Below are 20484 nucleotides of genomic sequence, written 5' to 3' on the forward strand. Positions count from 1 at the left end.
GTGACCTGCCCGCACATGAACTGCCGGCAACAATGTGGTTCCGTACTGAATGTCAGCTACCATGCCCTGGGCCCGTTTGTGATTGCGATTGACCAGAACAATCTCGCGCGCTCCGCCCCCATAGGCCAGGGACATCAAGCAGGCACGTCCTACCGCACCTGCACCGATCAGACCGATCTTCATACCGTATCTCCGTTGATTTACGCTAAAAAAAGCAATCTGCCCAGTTTATCGCAGCTACACATAACGGGTGTATGCATTCGTGGTAAAACACAATTGAATAATGAATAATATTGAGCATCAACCCGTCTTTTATGCATCGGGCCTGCTGTCCGCTCAGGCAACTGGCAGGCCCGAGAGCCGATTTCTATTTTGATCAGCACTGTTGCTGAGCGCAGAGGTCACTCCCATGAAACTCCGTATTTTTATGCTGGTTGTGATTGGCATTGTCGCCTTCTCGATAGTGGCAGGTGCAATCTGGCTGCTAACCCTTCCCCTGCCAGGCAGCCATCCTGCGTTGCCCGGACTTGATTCGCGCGAGCATGAAACAGCAATGGCAGCCCTTGCTCCGCCAAAACGCCAGCGCCCACTGATTGCCGTTATCGGTCTTAACGACGCCACCGAAACCACAGACTACCTGTTGCCCTATGGCATTCTCAAACGTGCCGGCATCGCCGACGTCATGGCACTTTCCATGAAAGACGGACCGGTCCGGTTATATCCGGCGCTGACAGTCCGGGCCGATGCCACCGCTGCGCAGTTTGATCGCCGCTACCCCACGGGAGCGGACTATGTGATTGTACCGGCGATGAGCCGTGACGATGACCCCGCCGTCATTGCGTGGCTGCGCCACCAGAAAGCCAAAGGCGCGATCATTATCGGGGTCTGTGCCGGCGCAAAGGTCGTGGCCGAAGCCGGGCTGCTCGATGGCAGGCGCGCCACAACCCATTGGTATTATCTGAACGCGCTGCTGGAGAATCATCCCGATATCGATTATGTGGCCAACCGTCGATGGGTGGTGGACAATGGCATTGTCACCACAACCGGCATCACGGCCTCTATGCCGACCATGCTCATGCTGATCGAGGCCATCGCCGGCCGCCAGACGGCACAGCACGTTGGCCAGAATCTGGGCGTTGCGCAATGGAGTGCGGCGCATGATAGCCAATCGTTCCGGTTCACCCGCCCCTTTGCCCTTACCGTCATTGAAAATACGCTGGCGTTCTGGCGCAGGGAACAGTTGGCTCTGCCGCTGCACACGGGCATTGACGAGGTATCGCTGGCACTGGTGGCGGATGCCTGGTCACGCACCTATCGCTCGCACGTAGCCACGTTCGCTCCCGATCGCAGCGCGATCGTCTCGCGCAATGGCATGCAGATCATCGCCGACCGCGCCGCTACAACGTCGGACAATAACACAGGCGTCCCGATGGTCGACATGGCGCATCCGGCCACCGCGCTGACCGGCACGCTTGAAGCAATCGGTAAGCGCTATGGCTTGCCGACAGCCAGCGTGGTGGCGATGCAGCTGGAATATCCTTGGCCGGCAGCCAGGCCTGATCACAACACTGATCGCAACTGAACAAGGCCACCGTGGCCGGCCCGTGTGCAGCCTGAGCGCTGCGCCGGCTTACATAATAAGGAGTTTGTATGCGCAGCCAGCTTTATCATCCATCGTCCACGAACCTGAAATGGCATAAAAAATAATGGATATTAATTACCTGCAGAGTTTCATCACCGTTGTCGAAGCCGGCTCTTTTGCCGAAGCCGGTCGCCGGCTTGATCTGACCTCCGCGGCGGTTGCCGCGCGCATCAAGGCCCTGGAAGACGACATGGGCGTAGAACTGGTCCGCCGCTCGGGTCGATCGGTCAAGCCCACGGCAAGCGGCATGCGGATTATCGAGAGTACGCGTTCGGTCGTCAGGCAGATCAGGGATATGCGCGCCATGGCGATGGACAGAAACAATCAGGGCGAACTGCGTCTGGGCTGCTTTGTCTCTGCGCTGACCAATATCCTTCCACCTATTCTGAAGCGTCTCTATGACATTTATCCCGAGGCGTCCGTTTTTGTGACGCCGGGCGCCTCAATTGAGCTGTGTCGCAAGGTCGCGGCCGGCGAACTGGATGCGGCCATCGTGGTCGAACCGCAGTTTGCCGTGGCAAAGCATTGCATCTGGCAAAAGTTCATGGAAGAACCCCTGGTGGTGATTGCCCCTGCGCATATGCTGGGTCGCAACGCCCATGATGTCCTGGCCAGCGAACCCTTTCTTCGCTATGATCGCAGCGTTTACGGCGGACAACTAGCCGATCGCTATCTGCGTGACCACGACCTGCACCCCAGGCAGCGCCTGGAGATCAACAGCCTGTCCTCGATTGCCGTCATGGTACACGAAGGGCTGGGCGTCTCATTGCTGCCGGACTGGTCTGCCATGTGGCAATCGCTGGATATTGTACAGATCAAGCTGCCGGGCAGAACGCTGGTCAGGCGCAACGGGCTGGTCTGGAACCAGCATGGGCATCACGCCAGGCTGGCCGCCTGTATCCATGAACAGGCCCGGGCTGTATTCGGCGCCAGCAACTGATGCAGGCGACCGTCTCCATATCCCAATGCCTCCATTTACCAATGCCCTTCAGGTCCCACCGTACCCATGTCGCAGGCTCCCGAGAACCTTGAGCCGCGGCGCCTGGCAGCCGACCGGGCGCCGTATCCAGGAACGGACGCCACGCTCAATTAACGCGGCACCGTGCCTTTGGTCTGCGGGGCTCGCAGAAAATCGAAATCCACACCTTTGTCTGCCTGCGTTACCGTATCCAGAAACAGCTTTTTGTAGCCGCGCTCGGCGCTTGGTACGACCACCGGCGCACGCTCGCGACGCAACGCCAACTGCTGCTCGGATACCAGCAGGGATATCTCGCGCTGACTCACGCTCAAACGAATTCTGTCGCCATTTTGCACATAGGCCAGCGGCCCGCCGATGGCCGACTCCGGAGTAACATGCAGCACGATCGTACCGAAGGCAGTGCCACTCATGCGCCCGTCGGAGATGCGCACAATATCCTTCACGCCCTGGATCGCCAGTTTGCGGGGAATCGGAATATAGCCGGCCTCCGGCATGCCCGGTGCACCCTTGGGACCGATGTTTTTAAGAACAAGAATATCATCGGCCGTCACGTCCAGCTCGTCCGAATCGATGCGCAACGCCAGGTCTGCGGCGTCTTCGAAAACCACCGCCCGCCCTTCGTGCTCCATCAAGCCGGCATCAGCCGAAGACTGCTTGATAATGGCACCGCCCGGCGCAAGATTGCCTTGCAGCACAGCAATCCCGCCTTGCGGATAGATTGGTTCGGCAGCGCTTTTTACCACAGTCTGCGCAAACCCGGGGCCGGCGCGTTCGATTTCTTCACCCAGGGTGCGTCCGGTGACGGTCAGCGCATCCAGCTTGAGCAACGGCTTGAGCTCGCGCAGCAGCGTAGCCATGCCGCCCGCCTTGTGAAAATCTTCCATATAGTGCTGGCCCGAAGGTTTCAGATCGAGCAGCACCGGCGTGTCCTTGCCCATGCGATCCAGCGCCTGCAAGTCTATATCCAGACCGACCCGTCCGGCAATGGCGGCAAGGTGCACAATGCCGTTGGTGGAGCCCCCGATAGCCAGCAACACTCGCATGGCGTTTTCAAATGCATCGGGCGTCAGGATTTTATCGATCGTCAGCTTGTCGTGCGCCATCTGCACAGCCTGGGCCCCGGTCAGCTCGGCAATGCGCATGCGATCTGCTGTCACGGCCGGCGGACTCGCGCCGCCTGGCAAACTCATGCCCAGCGCCTCACTCAGACACGCCATGGTGCTGGCAGTCCCCATGACCGAACAGGTGCCCACACTGGCCACCAGTTGATTATTCACATCTGCAATTTCCTGGTCGTCAATCTCCTGTGCCCGATATTTACCCCAGTAGCGGCGACAATCAGTACAGGCGCCAACTCTTTCGGAACGGTGTGAACCGGTGAGCATGGAACCGGTGACCAGTTCAATCGCCGGAATGCCTGCCGAGGCCGCACCCATCAACTGGGCCGGTACTGTCTTATCACATCCGCCAATCAGGACAATCGCGTCCATCGGCTGGGCCCGGATCATCTCTTCGGTGTCCATCGACATGAGATTGCGCAGGTACATGCTGGTCGGATATGAAAAGCTCTCGTGAATGGAGATCGTGGGAAAGTCCAGCGGCAGGCCGCCGGCCAGCATGATGCCCCGTTTGACCGCTTCCAGCAGTTGAGGCATATTGCCATGGCAGGGGTTGTAGGCGCTGCCGGTATTGGCAATGCCTACAACCGGACGGGTCAGCGCCGAATCCGAGTACCCGGCGCCCTTGATAAACGCTTTTCTCAGGAACAGAGAAAAACCATTGTCGCCATAACTGGTCAGGCCTTTTTTCAATCCTGTTGCTTCGGGTTGGTCATCCGACTGGTTGCGTCTGGACATGTTGCTTTACCTCAAGTGTGATTAGCGGGTGGTGATATTGCCGTCTTTGATAACTTTGTCCCACAGGGCAATCTCTGCCTTCAGGCGCTCTGCCGAAGCGTCGATACTCAGGGGATCGGCATACACCCCTTGCTCCAGCAATTGTTTCTTGACTTCATCCTTGGCCAGTGCCGTAGTCAGTGCTGCGTTCACCTTATCGAGTATCGCCTTAGGCGTACCGGCCGGCGCCATGACGCCAAACAGGGAGCTGACATTGTAATTGTCATAACCTTGTTCCTTGGCGGTGGGAATATCAGGCAGCATGGAAATGCGCTCGGGCGTCAACACAGCCAGTGGCCGCAACTGTCCCGATTTGATAAAGCTGATGGCTGCCGGTACAGTTTCAGTCATGACCTCAACCTGCCCGCCAACCAGGTCCGTCATGGCCGGACCACTGCCGCGATAGGCGACATGCACAATATTGACGCCTGCGATCTGCTTGAATAATTCCATGGCCATGCGTTGCGGCGCACCGGCGCCGGAGGACGCAAAATTGAGCTTGCCTGGGTTCTTTTTGGCGTTATCTGCCAGCTCCGGCAAAGTCGATACCTTCAGGGACGGATTGGCCACCGCAACCAGCGGCACCGAACCCACTACACCCACTGGGGTCAGGTCTTTTTGCAGATCGTAGCTCAACTTGCCTTTTTCCAGTATGGACATCACCGAATGCGACGTTAGCGCCCCCATCAGCAGTGTGTAGCCATCCGGTCGGGCTTTGGCAACTTCGGCCGCGCCGATATTGCCGCCGGCGCCGCCACGGTTTTCAATCACCACTTGGGCACCAATCTGGTCACCCAGATTTTTGCCCACAATGCGCCCGATCACATCGGTCGCGCCACCCGGCGGATATGGAATGATCAGCCGGATCGGCTGATCGGGATACGTTTGGGCATGCGCGCCCGCAAACGGTGCGAGCGCCAACGGGCTGCCAAGCAGCAGACAGGTCGCCACACTGGCTGCCCTGCGGTGAAATCTGGTCATGAACATATCTTGTCTCCCGATTATTGGTATGGGTTGCTTGTGCTTTTTGTGAACTTGTGCGGCCTTGTCACCGGCCCTGCATGGGATGCCGACAAGGTTTCACCATCAAGGCGCCACTGCGAAAGGAGCGCTTTGACGTGTCCGCCTGGCCAGAGGCGCACAGCACAGAGCAAGGTGCAGTATGACAAACGAAAAGCCTGCGACAACCAAAAAATTTTTTGTTTTATCTATAAAAATTGCACACCAATCGCCTTTGTGGGCGCTGCCGGAAAACCCAGGATTGACCGTAAGCGGGCCGGTCTTGCCGACAATGACAAATCCGCTGCCAGCAGCGGGTTTACGTTAGCTGCTGGCCTGTGGCAAGGCGCTTTATTCCTGCAATGTCCGCTGCCACCCAATCATGGCCGATCGCACCACCTGAAGTCAAAAAACCGGTGCAGGCACTATAATGCCTCAACATGCTAGCTACACCGGTCAGCCTGGCTAAGCCGTCCTGCCAGGCCAACCTATTTATTGACATGAATTCCGACTGCAGCAATGACACAGACGCATACAACAATAACTGATACCCACCAGATTCAGACCAGCCAAGGCCGTTTACATGCCCAGTCCTGGTCGCTGTCGCCGGCAGGCGCAGACCGCCAGACGCCGATTATTCTGCTGCACGATTCGCTGGGCTGCATTCCCCTTTGGCGCGACTTTCCGGAAAAACTGGCGCTGGCCACCGGTCACCCGGTTATTGCCTATGACCGTCTTGGATTTGGCCGCTCCGATCCTCATCCGGGCACATTAACAGCTGACTTTATCGCCCAGGAGGCCGTGCAGATCATGCCGCAAATATTTACAGCACTTGATATCGACCGCTTTATTGCTTGCGGTCACAGCGTCGGCGGCGCCATGGCGGTGCAGGCAGCAGCGCAATTTCCGGACACCTGCAAAGCGCTCATTACCATGGGCGCACAGGTGTTTGTCGAGGAACTCACCCTCAGCGGGATACGCCAGGCCAAACTGGATTTCGCAAAGCCGGAGAATCTGTCCAGACTGGACAAATATCACGGAAACAAAAGCCGCTGGGTTGTAGATGCCTGGACTGATACCTGGCTATCGCGGCAATTTTCACAATGGCATGTCCGCAATGAACTGGCGCAGATCCGGTGTCCGAAACTTGCTATCCACGGCGACAATGATCCTTACGGTTCGGTCGAGCACGCCCACGTTATCGCAGCAGGCTACGGGCGGGTTGAAATTCTGAACGGCATCGGCCACGTACCCTATCGGGAAGACGAAGCACGAACGCTGGGCCTTATCAAAACATTTATTTCCGAAGTCGATAAATAAGGGGATGTCGTCTTGCCCCTTGGTCGTAGATTGCCTGGCGAGCACCAAGCGATACGACAGCAGCAGTCATTACTTCATGCGCTTGCATGACCATTCCCGAGTTGCATGCCGCATGGGTGCCTTGCGCGAAGCGACGGCGTGATCAGTACCCAGCCGGCAGAGAGCGCGCCAAACTGACTGCCCCGCAATATAGCCTGTCATAGCGATAATAAGGTCAATCATTGGCCGCAACGGTGCTCGCTGACTCATATAGAGGCAATGCGTGCTGCCGCTTTTTTCCAACGCTGCGCAATATCACACGTGAAATCACCTGTGCGGGCCCGCATCGCGTTATAGTGGATTTTTGCACACTCGCATTCTCATCGGACTGTTCACATGTCTTACCACGCCGTACTCACTGCCATCGGTCTGTTCGCCCTTACTTTTCTGAGCCCGGGCCCCAATCTGTTTTTGATCGTGCAGACCAGCCTGTCCCAAGGTAAATCGGCAGGCATCGCTGCCGGTGCAGGGGTCGCAACAGGCGATGCAATCTACGCAGCGCTCGGCCTGGTGGGCATGGCAACCATTATCGCCACCAGCCACACCATATTCGCCTGCATTCAGGTATTGGGTGGCGCATACCTGATCTGGTACGGCTTCAATCTGTTTAAGCAGGCCCGGGGGCGCACCAAAGCGGTCATTGGCAATACGGCAGCACCAGCATTGGCCGCCAGCGCCAGTGTGAATTTCCGCAGAGGGATGATTACCGATCTGGCCAATGCCCAGACCGCCCTATTTTTTGTGAGTATTTTCTCTGTCACGATCACGCCTTCCACACAATGGCCTACCAAGCTGGCCATTTGGATCGGCGTCAGCCTGACTTCCCTGCTGTGGCGCGTGATGGTTTCCCTGGCATTTTCCCGACCTTTGGTCCGCCGCGGCTATATGCATGTGCAGGCGTATTTGGAACAATTGGTCGGCGTGGTGCTGATGGGATTCGGCGTAAAGCTGATTATTGGCGGATTCAGATCCAACTGATCAATGGTCAGGCCGAATACCCCGGGCCGAACGCATCGTAGCGATTAATCAGGCCCGGTTCCTGACTGCCCGGCAAGTCCAGGGTACGTGCCGTAGGGGGAACCCGTTGGCTTGCCACTGCTGGGCCAATGGCAATGGCAGGGCGATAAACATCAATTCTGATAGGCATTGTGGACCGATTGCAGCTTATTGCATCAATTATTCCGGATAGCAGCCTCACGTGAGTCAGTGTTTAGTAGCGGACCCTTTGCCCGGCCGGTTGGGTGCCTCTTTATGCGTCTCGGTAACGCCCTTGTCCGTGATCTGTACCCATTGCAGATCCGCTTTGTGCCACTGCTCGTCAAGCATACTATCCAGTTGCTGCCTGCCAAATTTTGCAAAAGCTGATTCATACACCAGTACCGAACCCGCCTGCGGGTTCTTCACGTAAAACTTGGCCCACTCAGCACGAACTTCACATTCGTCATCTTGATTTGCCAGTGTATTGCCTTTCTCGTCAGCCCAGTCCCTGAATGTCATGACATGCTCCGGGTAAATACTCCACTATACACCCTCCCCGACACGCCTACATGTCATTGACAGTTCTGCCAATTTTGCACCGGGTCAGTCATCTCATTGTATTTTTCTGTCCAACACGCCTGCGCTGACAGGGACCATACCGGCTATCGTCACAGTCTGACCCGCAATGCTATAGAAGGGGCTCACCTATCGGCCGGGGCCGGGCCTGCCCGCTTGAAGTTACGTCGCCCATAGTGCTAAAACTGCTGCTCCTTGATACGAATATATAGCGTAGGCCTTTGAATCTTTTGATAAATATATCATTTGTGTTATAGTCTTGACATCATAAAAATCAATACTCATCCATGAACGCTCTTGCCTTCACGCTGTCTGGTATGCATCGGGTTTACACCCGAGGCATGCTGCCGGGCCGCATTTGTGCAAACGTTCCTCCCGTCTTTCGTCTGACCCCCCAATTCCTGAGGTGGTTCGCCGTACTTTCCTTGGCCGTGCGTCAGGAAATCACGGCCATCACTCTTGTCCCAGATTCCTCTCGCACGGCGTAGCGGCTAACAAGCCGGAAACGTCCCCAAACCAGACAAACCCATGAATGCACCTGCAGCACAGGTGCCCAGAAGCACATCTGTCTGGCCAGGGTCCTGTAAATACGATTCTCTGCCGTATATATCGCAACATCTTGCGGGTAATCGGCCATGGGAGTGGAAATGGAATTGCACAATCACTTTGCCCGACCGGAGCAGCACGATGTCCTGCGCACCGCTGACTATCCGCAATCTTTCGCTGAACACACAGGCACGCTGACTGGCAAATCAGCGCAACTCGTCGTTGAGGCCGGCCGCTCGGCTCTTACACCAGCGGTACATTCGCCCGAGTCAGGAGTGATGTCATGAGATTCGACGTCAGCGTAAGCAATAAGCAAATCGAGCAGGAGATGGCCAATCTGCAGGCACGGATGACACGGGGTCGGCATGCGCTGGGCAATCTGCCGCTCATGGATATGCAATTTCCCCACATGGAGTTTCGCGTTCGCAAGATCGCCCGCGAACAGCGCGTGTACGCCATTGACACCGGTACCGGACTTCTGGTGGGTTATTCCGTTTTCGACATTCTTCCCGAAGGATCGCGCCGGCTGCACGGCACCGTGCGCAGCGTGCATTCGCGCTATACCGCGCCCTATCAGGGACGCGGTATAGCCTCGGCCCTGTACACCAAAGTGCTGTCCGATGGCTTCGTTCTGGTTAGTGGCGCTCGTCAATCGAGAGCGGCCTATGCCCTATGGAAGTCTCTGGGCCGACGCATGCGATTCGAGGTGGTCAAGATTACCCCGGAAACCATTGAACCACTGAAAATTTCAGAGCGCGACAACCGCTTCCACGACCTGGATGTCCGGCTGCAGCTATGCGCGCCTTAAGCAGAAAAAATCTTCCGTGGCAGGTGACGATATCCAACGCAGCCTGTCCGGAAACCGTGTGATGACTATGCCGCTAACCGACTGTGCGCACACTGACTCATTGCAGTAATTTATCCATGGGAGTAAAAATGGATCTGAGCAAGAAAACCATACGGTCAAAGCACCCCTGCTCCAGCGGCTTTCGCTGGTTTTTAAAGCATACCCCGCAGGGCGCCGACTACCAATATCTGATCGATACGCTTCTTGCCGAAGGGCGCGTCACCGATGCGCTCTGGCTTGTCGATCAGTTCGGTTCGGTCAGGGACAAGCTTGCGATCGATAGCCTGGACAGTGACGCTGTCGTTGCTGCGAGGGACCTGGATATTGCGGGAAATTTGCATAGCGACACGGTATTGCGTATAGCAGGCGCCTTGCATGTTCGTGGCAGCGTGCGGGTCGGCGGCGATATTCACATCGAAGGGGATCTATTCGTCGAGGGAAACCTGAGCTGTGGCGGCGCGATTGTAGTGGAAGGGTCCGTTCGCGTAGGATGGGGTATCGATGTCGCCGGCAAGTTTCAATGCGATGGAGATGTCCGGGCCGGTTGGTCACTAGACTGTGCAAACATCATTGAGGTTGGCGGCATCATTGTTGCCGGGCAGGATATTATCTGCGCCGACGCGCTGGGCTGCAAAAAAAGTGTGCGCGCCGGTGGCGATATTTCAGTTGAAAATAACCTGACTGCAGCAGAAGGCATCATTGCCAAGGGCGAGATAAGCAGCGGCATGCATATCAAGGCGGATTGGGGCATTCAGGCCGGAGGCAACATCACGGCGAAAGGTTCGATCATGGCCGGTGAAAGTATTGTTGCCGCAGCCGACGTTCGTTGCGGCAGTGGGTACGGAGTGTTTGCGGGAACGCGGGTAATGCGTGAATTCTGGCCCGACAACGCGATTGTTTGCGCTGCACACCGACCCGAGCAATTACAAAGCGGCCATTGGACCGAGCCGCAATATGCTTAAGGCTTGCTCTGGTCGTGCAAGCACGGTGTTCAGGTGCAGTGTGCTGGCCAACAACCCAGCGCTAGCATGCCAACGACGGCCAGATCCTCAGATCCTGCGCCGGCTAACCGACCGTATCGCGCAGGCATCACAATCGCTATAGAGCGGAATACGGCAATCGCTGTCTGGCGCAACGAGCCCTGTCATCAGCAACCCCTGTCCTACAGGTTTTGCAGCAAGCGAACAATACCGCCTAAATCACCACCCGGCACGACGGGCGCCTCGGAATAATAATTATCCCGGTAGCGCCCCCCCCGGCATTTTCTTTTCTCTTCGTAGTCGCCATTTTTCTTGTATTCGCGCTCTACCTTGCAGGGACCATCCCGGTATTTCTCTTTATATTCCCGCTGGTAATAGCGGTCACGATAATCATCGTCATCATCATCGGCCAGCGCCATGACCGGAAAAGCCAGCAGGCCGGCTAGCAGCAAAGTAAATATGCTTTTCATAGGTAGCTCCACATTTGAATTATCTCAAGTGTAATAGCGAGGATACAGTTCGCGAAGCCGCCGAGGCGGCCAGTTTTTTCAATCGCTTGCAAAGCCACCCTATACTCGAAAAAACTGTTTTCAATCGGTTGCGGGCAGCCTTCGGTGAAGGTTTTCAGCATTACTGGCTATGCCTGGGCAAATGGCAGGCAGGCTCGCTCTAGCCGCTACCGGCCTGGCGGATCTGCTTATTGACTGGTCTGCTTTACGTGCTGGCCCGCTTTATCTGACTGATCTGCCTTATCTGGCTGACATGCTTTATTTCAGCGACAAGCAACTGATTGGCATCTGGCTGCTGCAGTCGAGTCGCCCGGTTGCCGGCTGCTGCACAAAACGATATAATTTTTTCGAGGCCACGACCTCACCCATTTGGGGACCTTATCCGGGACGGCCCGGTTCTTTTTAAAGGAGGCCCAAATGGCCTGGTTTTTATTAGTTATTGCCGGATTGCTGGAAATTGTCTGGGCGTTTTCCATGAAGCAGTCAGAAGGGTTCACGCGCCTTGGCGCCACATCCGTAACGCTGGTCACAATGGTACTCAGTTTCGGGCTGCTGTCCTGGTCCATGCGCACGCTTCCCTTGGGTACCGCCTATACGGTCTGGACCGGCATTGGCGCAGTGGGCGCCTTCGTGGTCGGCATCGTCTTTCTGCACGAACCCATGAGCGCAATGCGCATTCTTGCAGCCACGCTTATTGTTGGCGGGTTGGTCCTGATGAAGCTCTCATCGTAATTTTTTAACTATGTTTTTCGTGGTTCGCCGGGCTGCCGGCGGCCCCGGTCTGTCAGCCGGCAATACTCAACCGACAAGCCTCTTTGATCGCCGTGACTGTGCCACATCGTCTACCCAAAAATCGGGATCATGCCAGACCCCGAACGACATTAAAGCCATAAGAAGTCAGGCCGCGCGGTATGCGCTGAGGGCCGCATTCACGCCCGCTACATGGCCCAAAACGGTATACCTTGTCTATTTACGATTAACGATTACTTCCCGCACATCAATCACCGTGATATTGTCGGGTGTGCAGCCTTGCGCTTTAACCAGCTTTTTGATGGCTTCGCTCCCGGTATTGGCGCGGATCTGAAATGTAGCGCCATTGCGGATCTTCAGCGTAAATTCGTTGAATTTGACTACGCCCATGCTGACTGCTCCGTTTGAAAATATAAAATCCTGCCAAATATACCGCAGAAACCAGCGGCGGCAGACCTGCACCGGCCTCGGACCCACATAATGTCTGCTGCCCGCCTTACCGCCAGCCTTTAGTGCTGCCCAACCTGTCTCTACTCCAATCGATCTCTCTTTTCTCTTGTTACTCCAGCAAATCCGCAACAAACGACGGTATTACACGCTGCTATTGCCAGTTGGTATGGTCATTGACATTGCCTTTGCAGCACAACGGGTATAACGCTGCCGCCACCGCCATGCTGGGTCAAAGCGCTTTCGACGCAAGCATCGGCGCAGGCGTTTGCACAAGCGGTCTGGCCAGCCAGCCCAAACTCCGTGCTGCCGGCGGTCTGTGATTGCCGGGCTTGTCCTGGCCGGTTTATGACGCACCCTGCCCTGGTGCCGACGTTACCTCATGCAGCCCTTCGTCGTTCAGGATCTGGCCACTTTTGCCGGGCGCAAGCAACGGCGCGGTAGGACGCGGATGGGCATGCGAATACTGCAAATCGGCACCTGCGTAGATATCGTCGGCGGCTACCTCCGTTTCAAAACGCTCATTGTCACGCTCGCGTATTTCACGGCTGATTTGGCTGATCTGATCCTCATCGACCCCCAGTTGCTGCAAGATAGCGCCACCAAATACCATCGCTGACTCGAACGTTTCCCGCATCATATAATCCACATTCTTTTTGACCAGATGCAGCGAATGCTCGCGATCATACGTGCGCACCAGCAACTTGGCTAACGGAAACGCACTGGCTACCAGCTCAACAATTCTGTTGGTCGTCTCTTTATTGTCCACGCAAACGACAATGGCCTGTGCCTGTGCCGCTCCCGAAGCATGCAATATATCCAGGCGAGAGCCATCGCCATAATAAATTTTGAAGCCGAACTTCTCGGCGTTCTGGATCATGTCTATGTCGGTATCAATGATCGTGACATCGACACCCCGGGCCAGCAGCAATTGACTGGTAACCTGGCCGAAGCGACCGAAACCGATCATCAGTACATTGCCGGTCAGCCCGTCTGCGATACTCACATCGTCCAGAGACTCAAGTTTGCCTGATTTGGTGTACCGGTTAAACACAATTCCCAGAACCGGCGTAAGCACCATGGACAATACTACGATGGCCGACAGGCTGGATTTGACCGAGCTGTCTATGACTTGCGCGCCGGCGGCCGCGGCAAACAGCACGAAAGCAAATTCGCCGCCCTGGGCCATCAGCAATGCTCGATCCAGCGCCTCGCGATGCGGGCTGCGAGTGATACGCGCCACAATATAGATCATCAGCGCCTTGACGAACATCAGCGCCAGCACACCGCCGAGCACCAATGGCCAATTTTGCACAACGACAGACAAATCCAGCGACATCCCCACGCCCAGGAAAAACAGGCCCAGCAGAATGCCCCTGAATGGTTCGATATCCGCCTCGATCTGATGGCGGAAGGTAGACTCGGACAAGAGCACACCGGCCAGGAATGCCCCCATCGCCATGGACAACCCACTCACCTGCATCAACAGGGCTGCGCCCAGGACGACCAGCAAAGCCGCCGCTGTCATCACCTCTCTGGCGCGGGCAGCCGCCAGCACTCTGAACAGCGGATTGAGCAGCCAGTACCCGGCGCCGATCAACGCCGCGATCGCAAACAGCCCGATACCGATATTTTGCACCCGGACAGAGGTGCTTTCAACAATATGGTTGGGTGCCATAAATGCCACAATCGCCAATAACGGCACGATCAGCAAATCCTCGAATAACAGTATCGCAACGATTTTCTGACCCTTGGGCTGGGCAATATCGCCCCGATCACCCAGCAACTGCATGACAATGGCAGTGGAGGTCAGCACGAATCCTGCTGCCGAGATAAAGGCGATCTGCCAAGTGAAGCCAAAAAACAGGCCTACGCCGGTCAAGCCCAAAGCGCTGGCGACAATCTGCAAGGTACCCAGGCCGAATATTTCACGGCGCAACCCCCACAGGTGGGATGGCCGCATCTCCAGCCCAATAACAAACAGGTACATGACAATACCCAGCTCAGCAATCTGCAGAATCGACGCCGAATCCGTAAAAAAAGCCAGTCCGAAAGGGCCGATCACCAGGCCGGCAATCAGATAGCCCAATACCGACCCCAGGCCGATGCGCTTGAATATGGGAACGGCAATCACCGCGGCAGCAAGCAACACAACTGGCGACAACAAACTGACTGAATGGGCTTCGGCACTCATACTATTCTCATCTTGTTTACTATATTCAGAAACGGACAGGCAGCGTGCGCTTGGCGGTCCAATGACGTAACCACACATGCTCTGTTGTGAGGATCAATTGGTCTGTATGCGCTGCAAGCAAGATCGATTGCGCAGCCGACGGGTGAAGAATCGGCCGCAAGCGACAAATGATCAGGCACAAATAACGGACGATATAAAATCAAATGGTCAGGCCAACGGCCTGTTCGGGCACAGCAAACCAGCGGATGCAACCCACATCTACAGGATGAATATCCAGTAAACCACCGCGCTAGTGTAATTCGTATCACCGACAATGCGCCATATGCAGCGCCGGTTTTTTTGCTACAGGCAAAACAAATGCAAGTGATCCCGCCGTTGGCGACGCCCTGCCACGCCAGCAATCACAGCTGCAATAAGCCCCATTCGAAAGAAGAAAAAAGCAGCCAGCGCTTTGATTTAAATACGATTTCTGGCTATCGACCATTACAGGCAAACGGGCCGCCATGGATGCATACTTTGCAACAGACCTGGCCGGACGCATAAGGATGGCGATGCGGCTATTTTCCGACAAGATCGCTATGGGAATGCGCACCAAAGCCCCTTTTGCCACTTGATGATTTGGCGCTAACCCATTAACCGCACCTTCGCGTCTACCGGAAATTTGACCGTGACGGCAGTAAAAAACGCGTGCCACCGCCGGTTTTGAGCGCGACAAGATTGTAATTAAGCATGAACGCTCAACTATGCGTATCTCCAACCCCGATCAAATGACACGATTCTTAGGCCAACCTCTGGCTATGGCAGTCAACGTACTCGCATCTGCACAAATTTCCTGGATATGTCACATGCATACCCTTGTTAAGGAAATGTAACCTAGCGTGTTTGGCGCTCATTTTTGTTGATACGATAAATTGTGTTTATTAAAACCGCATTGCAACGGAAGGGAGAAACATCATGCTTCATTACGCAATCGTCTTTTTTATTATCGCCATTATTGCAGCCGTGTTCGGGTTTAGTGGCATTGCTGCCGGCGCCTCTTCAATCGCGCAGATTTTGTTCGTCGTGTTCCTGATCCTTGCCATTGGCTCATTTTTCTTCGGGCGTCGCAAATAACTCATAGTGCAAAATACCGCTACTGCAAATAACACATACTAATTAGCAAGGAGTACAGCATGGCACAGACAGTAAACAAAAAACAATTGAACGAGTTGGTACTACAGATGATCGAAACGGAACTGGGCGGCGAACAGGTGTATCGAACGGCATTGACCTGTGCGCTGAATGATGACTTGAAAAAAGAATGGGAAGGTTATCTGGACGAAACGCTCAAACACCAGGAGTTGGCAATATCGGTGGCCAAACACCTGGACCTCGATCCAAATACAATGAGCCCCGGCCGAGAGGTGGTCAAGCACCTGGGAGAATCATTCGTCAAAGCGATGAAAATGGCCAAGAAAAACGATACCCCGGAAGCGGCGCAGTTAGTGGCATGAGAATGCGTGGTGCTGGCAGAAACGAAAGATCACACCAACTGGGAACTGTTCGGCAAAGCCCTTGAAAATATGAGCGCGACCAACAAGCGTTTCTTTAAGGAAGTGTTCGACCAGGTAGAGCAACAGGAAGATCACCATCTGTTTCACACAAGGGGCTGGTGCCGGGAGTTGTGGATCGATAGCCTTGGCATGCCTGCGGTGCTGCCGCCGCCAGAAGAAGTCAAGCAGGTTGAAACGGAAATCGGCGCTTCTCGGGCCAAACAACAACGCGACAGCTATCTGTAACCGGATAGGGGGCAGAAAACCTGCCCCGCTTTACTGAAAATATAAGGCCGAAGCAACAGCCCCCATGCCAGAGACTGGCGTTCCGCCAATTGAGCGCTTTTGGACGCTCGTTTGAGCCGTGTTCGCTGGCTGCAAGGGATAGACGCGTGCCAATGCTCCATCAATGGCGCAGTCGACATCACGTCACCGGTTTATAACCGACCCAGCCCCTGAAAGTGAACCCGGCATAAAATACGTCCACATCTACAAACCCGGCTTCGCGCAACAATGCCGTGTCCTGAGCCGCCGAAAGAATCGGCAGCAGGTCCCTGCTGGCGCTTTGCCTGGCGCCACCGGATGGCATTGCCAGACCTGATGCCTTAGCGAATGCCGCGTTGCGATCCAGCCAGCGGTCTTTATCGGACGCAGAACCCGGCAGACTGTGATGGGCAACCACCAGCGGCGCCCCGGGCTTGAGCCTGCAAAATAGTGCCTGCAAGGTTTTAAGTCGCTGCGCTTGCGGCAAAAAATGAAGCGTCAAAAAGCATGTCGCTGCGTCAAAGCCTGCTTGTTCAATGCTCTCGATATAGCCTTGATGGAAAGTAACGCGAGAAGCCAGTGGCCCAAGGGTCTGCCGAGCCAGATCAAGCATCTGTTCGGACGGATCCACGCCATCAAAGCACCAGTCCGGATGCAGTTGCGCAAATGCCCTGATCTCCATACCTCCGCCGGCACCCAGCACAAGAATGTGCGCATCAACCGGCACACGCTCTGCCAGCAAAACCGCAGCCATCGTGTGAAGGTCGCGCAAGCCGGGCACCATTTTTTCTGTTCTGTCAGCATAATTTGCAACGAGATCGGGCTTGGAAAATGCGTCCATCTGTCATCACCTTTTTGTCTAACTGCGCCCGTACTTAAAGCATCAGATTTGCCGACATTAAACGGGCAATGTGCAGTGTTCAATAATGCGGATCCGGTCTTCTTGCCGGATGAAATTTATTTATACCGAAAGTGGTATCAATCGTTGCAGTGTACAGCGCCATAGCTGCGCAGTACAAACAATATATCCGCAACGCCCGACAGCTCATGCTGGCCTGTATCGCCTTTATTTTTCTTGTCGGCACGAAACAACAAAGCCTTCTGCTACCGGCGATAATACACGGTAGCCTAGGGCAAGAGTGAACTGAGCTTCACTGGTCGATAGCGGACAATAACTGATTTGATCCTGTCGAAAGCCACTCATGCTTTCAGGAACCACAGAAACACCACTACCGACGGCCACCAGCGAGAGCACGGCATGCATTCCGTAGGCTTCCTGTGCAACTCTCGGTACAAAGCCCGCATTCGCACACAGCCGAACCACTTTCAGATGAAAGCCCCGCCCTTCATTCATGGGCCAAAGAACGAATGGCTCATCTGCCAATTCGGCCAATGTCAGATCAGATCGCTGGCCCAGCGGATGATCTTTCGGTATCGCCAGACACAGACGGTCAATGTCGAACGGTGTCAACGCTATATCGTCGGCATTCACCAGAGGTGGAATCAATACGCTCACATCCAGTGCGCCCTCTCTTAACGCCGTGACCTGCGAGGCTGTGGTCGCCTCGCGCAATTCAAGTCGAACGTTCGGATGCTGCGCCCGAAACCGGCGAATGACATCAGGCAGACGCCCATAAAGCGAGCTGCCCACATAGCCCAGACGCACAATGCCCGTTCGCCCGGCGGCCACATCCTGCGTCGTCGTGATCGCCAGGTCTGCCTGGCAGAGTGTTTCACGGGCGTGCTCAAGAAACGCTTTGCCTGCAGGCGTCAGACCAAGTACGCGATTGCTGCGTTCAATCAGCATGACATCAAGATCCTCTTCCAGCTTACGGATTGCACCGGTAAGGGGAGGCTGCGACATATTCAGTCGTTGCGCAGCGCGATGAAAATGGAGCTCTTCTGCGACCGCAACAAATTGCTCCATTGTTCGCAGACTAATACGGATTCTGCTGGCAGTGACCATGTTTCCTCTCTGAAGGCCTTGGAACACACAAGTGCTTCACGATATAAATATTATATCGTAAAAGCCTATATTAAATATTTGTCATATCGAAAATCCAAATCCATACTGTGTCCTCAGTTACCGTTAAAAGCGAAGGATGGAATGATGAACTTTGAAGGTCAGGTGGCACTGATTACCGGATCGGGTCGGGGACTCGGTCTCGCCTATGCCAGATGTATCGGGCAACTGGGCGCGAAGGTCCTGATCCAGAATCTGGGAGCCGACATCAATGGGGATGGACAAGACCCGCAGGTGGCCGAACGGGCAGCCGAACAACTTCGCCTGGAAGGACTAAAGGCTGAGGCAATCTGTGGCACCATCAGTTCGCGCGACGCCTGCCACGACCTGATCACCCGCGCCCTGAAGATTGACCAGCGGCTGGATGCCCTGGTCCACAATGCAGGATGGGTGGGCTACGAAAACATCGAAGCCTTACAGGAACATTCCTTTGATCGCATGATTGCTGTCACCGTCAAGGCGCCGCTCTGGCTCGCTCAGGCCTCATGGCCAATCTTCAAAGCCGCCAACTATGGGCGCATCGTTATTACAACCTCTTGCCGGGCGCTTTTCCCGCACTATGCACAAAACGGACTGACGTCATACGCGGCAGCCAAGATGGCTGCGGTCGGGCTTGTCAATGTCCTTGCCTGCGAAGGAAAGCAACACGGCATTCTGGTAAATGCGATTTCTCCGGTAGCCAAGACACGCATGTGGGGAATAAATACAGCTCCCGATGAACTGCGCCCCAGTGAGGTGGCGCCAGGTCTGGCCTACCTTGCGTCCCCCCATTGCGCTGACACAGGCTGGATACTGCGGGCAGCGAACGGTCAATTTCATGCCACGCGGGCTCAGGAGGCTGCACACGTGGATTATCCCCGGAATTTGCGAGCCATCCACGCGACAACGATGAATGAAGTTGCTGCCAATTGGTCAAAGATTGCTATTGTAAATGGGGAGCCACGTTGATGCATGCCGTCTCTATTGCTCACGACAGCCAGGCAATACTTGGAGAATCTCCCTTTTGGAGTCGATCCCGAGCGCGTCTTCTATGGGTCGATACGTTTGGTTCTTCTTTCAATACATTCGCCCCCGCAACAGGCCAGAATATCAAACAAATCATGGTCGGGCCTATCGGGTTTGTCACTGAAACTGCCACTAATGAAATGATCTTCGGTATCGGCTGCGATGTTGTGACAAAAAACCGAAGCGGCCAGTTGCAGACAATCGCAACGGCGCCCCATGCTCAGGCAGGCTACCGCCTAAACGATGCTCGCCTCGATTCATTCGGACGATTGTGGGTGGGCCTGATGGATGAAGCGCTGCAAGAAGGGTCCGGATATCTTTACCGCCTGGACCCTGATGGTGTATGGCACATCATCGATTCAGGTTTTACATTGATCAACGGACTCGCCTTTAGTGGCGACAGCAAGACACTCTATGTCACCGACTCCCGCACCGGAATCATCTACGCATATCAGCTGGATCCGGCGTCAGGCCAAATTAACGATCGCCGCGTGTTTGTTGCCATTGATCCAGATCAGGGCAAACCGGACGGGCTGACCATTGACCACGAAGGGTTCTTGCTCAGTGTGCTCTTTGACGGTGCGGCCATTGCACGCATATCGCCAGCTGCAGACATTGTTCAGATGATTACACTTCCGGTGCCGCGTCCCACAAGCTGCGCCTTTGACGATAGCCATCGGCAGCTGTTTGTCACATCGGCTCGACTTGGTTTATCGATGAAACAGTTGGAACAGGCGCCCGCTTCAGGGTCTCTGTTGAAAATCGACTATCAGCAGGCTGTACTAAGTTGACAGAATTTTGTGGACGACACAACGGTGAACGTAATATAAACGCGCATCGCGTGCAGGCATACAGTACCGCCTTGTCGTACCATATGCCTGCACGCTATTGTCAGTATGTAGCAGCAAATGCCTGCTGCACTTTGTCCGCTGCCTTCACCCCGTTGGCGAGCAAAAGCT

General features: G+C 55.2%; 22 protein-coding genes and 1 pseudogene. 13 read left to right on the forward strand and 10 right to left on the reverse strand.

The features are described from left to right. A partial coding sequence (locus tag ACTIKR_RS14540; RefSeq protein ID WP_442328196.1) for a lactate/malate family dehydrogenase occupies positions 1-183 on the reverse strand: 183 nt, incomplete at its 3' end. 226 nt (positions 184-409) lie between these two features. Between ACTIKR_RS14540 and ACTIKR_RS14545 the strand changes: the two genes are divergently transcribed. Both ACTIKR_RS14545 and ACTIKR_RS14550 read left to right on the forward strand, forming a co-directional pair. Next, complete coding sequence (locus ACTIKR_RS14545; RefSeq protein WP_442328197.1) at positions 410-1582, forward strand: DJ-1/PfpI family protein; 1173 nt, start codon at positions 410-412, stop codon at positions 1580-1582. 124 nt (positions 1583-1706) lie between these two features. Further along, positions 1707-2582: a LysR substrate-binding domain-containing protein gene (locus ACTIKR_RS14550; protein WP_442328198.1), complete on the forward strand. Its 876-nt coding sequence runs from the start codon at positions 1707-1709 to the stop codon at positions 2580-2582. A gap of 149 nt (positions 2583-2731) precedes the next feature. Here ACTIKR_RS14550 and ACTIKR_RS14555 read toward each other — a convergent pair whose 3' ends face one another. Beyond that, on the reverse strand, positions 2732-4477 hold the full coding sequence (locus ACTIKR_RS14555; RefSeq protein WP_442328199.1) for an IlvD/Edd family dehydratase: 1746 nt from the start codon (positions 4475-4477) through the stop codon (positions 2732-2734). 21 nt (positions 4478-4498) lie between these two features. After that, positions 4499-5503, reverse strand: a complete 1005-nt coding sequence (locus tag ACTIKR_RS14560) for a Bug family tripartite tricarboxylate transporter substrate binding protein (protein WP_442328200.1) — start codon at positions 5501-5503, stop codon at positions 4499-4501. Positions 5504-5678: 175 nt separating this feature from the next. Between ACTIKR_RS14560 and ACTIKR_RS14565 the strand changes: the two genes are divergently transcribed. From ACTIKR_RS14565 to ACTIKR_RS14575, 3 genes are all read left to right on the forward strand, one after another. Next, positions 5679-5843: a hypothetical protein gene (locus ACTIKR_RS14565; protein WP_442328201.1), complete on the forward strand. Its 165-nt coding sequence runs from the start codon at positions 5679-5681 to the stop codon at positions 5841-5843. Positions 5844-6034: 191 nt separating this feature from the next. After that, positions 6035-6835, forward strand: coding sequence for an alpha/beta fold hydrolase (locus ACTIKR_RS14570; protein ID WP_442328202.1), 801 nt, complete (start codon positions 6035-6037; stop codon positions 6833-6835). 375 nt (positions 6836-7210) lie between these two features. Then, a complete protein-coding gene (locus ACTIKR_RS14575) occupies positions 7211-7852 on the forward strand; it encodes a LysE family transporter (protein ID WP_442328203.1) in 642 nt (213 codons plus the stop codon). Positions 7853-7859: 7 nt separating this feature from the next. Here the strand turns inward: ACTIKR_RS14575 and ACTIKR_RS14580 are convergent, their stop codons facing one another. Next, positions 7860-8021, reverse strand: coding sequence for a hypothetical protein (locus ACTIKR_RS14580; RefSeq protein ID WP_442328204.1), 162 nt, complete (start codon positions 8019-8021; stop codon positions 7860-7862). Positions 8022-8077: 56 nt separating this feature from the next. Then, positions 8078-8371: a hypothetical protein gene (locus ACTIKR_RS14585; RefSeq protein WP_193087624.1), complete on the reverse strand. Its 294-nt coding sequence runs from the start codon at positions 8369-8371 to the stop codon at positions 8078-8080. A gap of 886 nt (positions 8372-9257) precedes the next feature. On the opposite strand from ACTIKR_RS14585, the gene ACTIKR_RS14590 reads away from it, so the two are divergent. Both ACTIKR_RS14590 and ACTIKR_RS14595 read left to right on the forward strand, forming a co-directional pair. Further along, entirely contained in the window at positions 9258-9782 is a 525-nt protein-coding gene (locus tag ACTIKR_RS14590) for an N-acetyltransferase (RefSeq protein ID WP_442328205.1), read from the forward strand. Between the two features lie 128 nt (positions 9783-9910). Beyond that, positions 9911-10783, forward strand: a complete 873-nt coding sequence (locus tag ACTIKR_RS14595; RefSeq protein WP_442328206.1) for a hypothetical protein — start codon at positions 9911-9913, stop codon at positions 10781-10783. Positions 10784-10983: 200 nt separating this feature from the next. On the opposite strand, the gene ACTIKR_RS14600 is transcribed toward ACTIKR_RS14595, so the two are convergent. Continuing rightward, on the reverse strand, positions 10984-11271 hold the full coding sequence (locus ACTIKR_RS14600) for a hypothetical protein (protein ID WP_193087621.1): 288 nt from the start codon (positions 11269-11271) through the stop codon (positions 10984-10986). Between the two features lie 169 nt (positions 11272-11440). On the opposite strand from ACTIKR_RS14600, the gene ACTIKR_RS14605 reads away from it, so the two are divergent. Both ACTIKR_RS14605 and ACTIKR_RS14610 read left to right on the forward strand, forming a co-directional pair. Beyond that, positions 11441-11716, forward strand: a complete 276-nt coding sequence (locus ACTIKR_RS14605; RefSeq protein ID WP_442328207.1) for a hypothetical protein — start codon at positions 11441-11443, stop codon at positions 11714-11716. Between the two features lie 11 nt (positions 11717-11727). After that, complete coding sequence (locus ACTIKR_RS14610) at positions 11728-12042, forward strand: DMT family transporter (RefSeq protein WP_193087619.1); 315 nt, start codon at positions 11728-11730, stop codon at positions 12040-12042. A 234-nt stretch (positions 12043-12276) separates the two neighbouring features. Here the strand turns inward: ACTIKR_RS14610 and ACTIKR_RS14615 are convergent, their stop codons facing one another. Both ACTIKR_RS14615 and ACTIKR_RS14620 read right to left on the reverse strand, forming a co-directional pair. Then, complete coding sequence (locus ACTIKR_RS14615) at positions 12277-12450, reverse strand: hypothetical protein (RefSeq protein ID WP_171815123.1); 174 nt, start codon at positions 12448-12450, stop codon at positions 12277-12279. 403 nt (positions 12451-12853) lie between these two features. Further along, complete coding sequence (locus ACTIKR_RS14620) at positions 12854-14701, reverse strand: monovalent cation:proton antiporter-2 (CPA2) family protein (RefSeq protein ID WP_193087618.1); 1848 nt, start codon at positions 14699-14701, stop codon at positions 12854-12856. A 954-nt stretch (positions 14702-15655) separates the two neighbouring features. Here ACTIKR_RS14620 and ACTIKR_RS14625 point away from each other — a divergent pair. Both ACTIKR_RS14625 and ACTIKR_RS14630 read left to right on the forward strand, forming a co-directional pair. Continuing rightward, positions 15656-15814: a DUF1328 domain-containing protein gene (locus tag ACTIKR_RS14625; RefSeq protein ID WP_193087617.1), complete on the forward strand. Its 159-nt coding sequence runs from the start codon at positions 15656-15658 to the stop codon at positions 15812-15814. Between the two features lie 59 nt (positions 15815-15873). Then, positions 15874-16479 (forward strand): annotated as a pseudogene (locus tag ACTIKR_RS14630) (hypothetical protein). 178 nt (positions 16480-16657) lie between these two features. On the opposite strand, the gene ACTIKR_RS14635 reads toward ACTIKR_RS14630, so the two are convergent. After that, positions 16658-17338 carry a class I SAM-dependent methyltransferase gene (locus ACTIKR_RS14635; RefSeq protein WP_193087615.1) on the reverse strand — a complete coding sequence of 227 codons (681 nt, stop codon included), beginning with the start codon at positions 17336-17338 and terminating at the stop codon, positions 16658-16660. A 225-nt stretch (positions 17339-17563) separates the two neighbouring features. Beyond that, positions 17564-18463, reverse strand: a complete 900-nt coding sequence (locus ACTIKR_RS14640; protein ID WP_193087614.1) for a LysR substrate-binding domain-containing protein — start codon at positions 18461-18463, stop codon at positions 17564-17566. Here ACTIKR_RS14640 and ACTIKR_RS14645 point away from each other — a divergent pair. Both ACTIKR_RS14645 and ACTIKR_RS14650 read left to right on the forward strand, forming a co-directional pair. Beyond that, complete coding sequence (locus ACTIKR_RS14645; protein WP_442328208.1) at positions 18383-19468, forward strand: SDR family NAD(P)-dependent oxidoreductase; 1086 nt, start codon at positions 18383-18385, stop codon at positions 19466-19468. The genes ACTIKR_RS14640 and ACTIKR_RS14645 overlap by 81 nt on opposite strands. Beyond that, positions 19468-20316: an SMP-30/gluconolactonase/LRE family protein gene (locus tag ACTIKR_RS14650; RefSeq protein WP_193087612.1), complete on the forward strand. Its 849-nt coding sequence runs from the start codon at positions 19468-19470 to the stop codon at positions 20314-20316. Before ACTIKR_RS14645 ends, ACTIKR_RS14650 begins: the two co-directional genes overlap by 1 nt. The last annotated feature ends 168 nt before the right edge of the window (positions 20317-20484 follow it).

Origin of the sequence: Advenella sp. (assembly GCF_052108595.1) — a bacterium.
GTDB lineage: Bacteria > Pseudomonadota > Gammaproteobacteria > Burkholderiales > Burkholderiaceae_B > Advenella.

Bases quoted from the DNA above. Each gene is read 5' to 3' on its own strand.
- ACTIKR_RS14580 (WP_442328204.1), bottom strand. From the start codon at position 8,021: ATGCCTATCAGAATTGATGTTTATCGCCCTGCCATTGCCATTGGCCCA.
- ACTIKR_RS14565 (WP_442328201.1), top strand. From the start codon at position 5,679: ATGACAAACGAAAAGCCTGCGACAACCAAAAAATTTTTTGTTTTATCT.
- ACTIKR_RS14550 (WP_442328198.1), top strand. From the start codon at position 1,707: ATGGATATTAATTACCTGCAGAGTTTCATCACCGTTGTCGAAGCCGGC.
- ACTIKR_RS14575 (WP_442328203.1), top strand. From the start codon at position 7,211: ATGTCTTACCACGCCGTACTCACTGCCATCGGTCTGTTCGCCCTTACT.
- ACTIKR_RS14590 (WP_442328205.1), top strand. From the start codon at position 9,258: ATGAGATTCGACGTCAGCGTAAGCAATAAGCAAATCGAGCAGGAGATG.
- ACTIKR_RS14635 (WP_193087615.1), bottom strand. From the start codon at position 17,338: ATGGACGCATTTTCCAAGCCCGATCTCGTTGCAAATTATGCTGACAGA.
- ACTIKR_RS14585 (WP_193087624.1), bottom strand. From the start codon at position 8,371: ATGACATTCAGGGACTGGGCTGACGAGAAAGGCAATACACTGGCAAAT.
- ACTIKR_RS14570 (WP_442328202.1), top strand. From the start codon at position 6,035: ATGACACAGACGCATACAACAATAACTGATACCCACCAGATTCAGACC.
- ACTIKR_RS14595 (WP_442328206.1), top strand. From the start codon at position 9,911: ATGGATCTGAGCAAGAAAACCATACGGTCAAAGCACCCCTGCTCCAGC.
- ACTIKR_RS14615 (WP_171815123.1), bottom strand. From the start codon at position 12,450: ATGGGCGTAGTCAAATTCAACGAATTTACGCTGAAGATCCGCAATGGC.
- ACTIKR_RS14555 (WP_442328199.1), bottom strand. From the start codon at position 4,477: ATGTCCAGACGCAACCAGTCGGATGACCAACCCGAAGCAACAGGATTG.
- ACTIKR_RS14610 (WP_193087619.1), top strand. From the start codon at position 11,728: ATGGCCTGGTTTTTATTAGTTATTGCCGGATTGCTGGAAATTGTCTGG.
- ACTIKR_RS14645 (WP_442328208.1), top strand. From the start codon at position 18,383: ATGAAAATGGAGCTCTTCTGCGACCGCAACAAATTGCTCCATTGTTCG.
- ACTIKR_RS14650 (WP_193087612.1), top strand. From the start codon at position 19,468: ATGCATGCCGTCTCTATTGCTCACGACAGCCAGGCAATACTTGGAGAA.
- ACTIKR_RS14620 (WP_193087618.1), bottom strand. From the start codon at position 14,701: ATGAGTGCCGAAGCCCATTCAGTCAGTTTGTTGTCGCCAGTTGTGTTG.
- ACTIKR_RS14545 (WP_442328197.1), top strand. From the start codon at position 410: ATGAAACTCCGTATTTTTATGCTGGTTGTGATTGGCATTGTCGCCTTC.
- ACTIKR_RS14640 (WP_193087614.1), bottom strand. From the start codon at position 18,463: ATGGTCACTGCCAGCAGAATCCGTATTAGTCTGCGAACAATGGAGCAA.
- ACTIKR_RS14605 (WP_442328207.1), top strand. From the start codon at position 11,441: ATGCCTGGGCAAATGGCAGGCAGGCTCGCTCTAGCCGCTACCGGCCTG.
- ACTIKR_RS14600 (WP_193087621.1), bottom strand. From the start codon at position 11,271: ATGAAAAGCATATTTACTTTGCTGCTAGCCGGCCTGCTGGCTTTTCCG.
- ACTIKR_RS14560 (WP_442328200.1), bottom strand. From the start codon at position 5,503: ATGTTCATGACCAGATTTCACCGCAGGGCAGCCAGTGTGGCGACCTGT.
- ACTIKR_RS14625 (WP_193087617.1), top strand. From the start codon at position 15,656: ATGCTTCATTACGCAATCGTCTTTTTTATTATCGCCATTATTGCAGCC.